General features: G+C 47.8%; 1 protein-coding gene. It reads left to right on the top strand.

Going from position 1 to position 605, the window contains the following annotated elements; all coding sequences use genetic code 11:
* Positions 1-575, top strand: a 575-nt coding sequence (locus tag CLOSYM_RS23000; RefSeq protein ID WP_021641578.1) for a hypothetical protein, incomplete at its 5' end; no start/stop codon positions are given.
* Positions 576-605: the final 30 nt, after the last annotated feature.

Here is a 605-nt window from a genome sequence, read left to right as displayed (position 1 = left end):
TAAAAATGTACAGCGACAGAGACGACGTAAACAGTGCTTACATCGAAGAGGATGCCGACGGGATTACCTTTTGGATAAACCGAAATGAGTCATCGTTTTATGGGGCGGAGAACATGCATACCGTTGATGCTACGATTGACGGAAATCTTGATGTGAGCGGAGAGAAAAACAGGATTGTCAAAACGGGTTACGGCGATATAAAAATGGCAGCATATGAAACGGCGTCCCCCATGTTTGGAGACGTGGGGAGCGGAACAATCGGCGCAGACGGTCTTTGTTACGTGACGTTGGACAGCATTTTTTCCGAGACGGTCAATGCTGGGTGCGAATATCAGGTATTCTTACAGGCGTATGGACCGGGGAATATTTATGTGTCGGATAGGACTCCGGCATTTTTTATTGCTGCCGGACAGCCAGGCCAGCGGTTCGGCTGGGAGATAAAGGCAAAGCAGCGTGGATATGAACAGAACCGGTTTGACTGCCGAAGGGACCGTCTTAAGGCCCGAGACAGCGTTGATTATGCTGCTGAAGGGGCTGAATATTACAAAAAATATATGGAGGGACTGATAATATGAAGAAGATAACAGCGGTAACACTGTTTCAGA

Origin of the sequence: [Clostridium] symbiosum ATCC 14940, from assembly GCF_000466485.1 — a bacterium.
GTDB lineage: Bacteria > Bacillota > Clostridia > Lachnospirales > Lachnospiraceae > Otoolea > Otoolea symbiosa.
The sequence above is the reverse complement of the archived record's forward strand: the minus strand, read 5'-3'. Positions and strand labels throughout refer to the sequence as shown.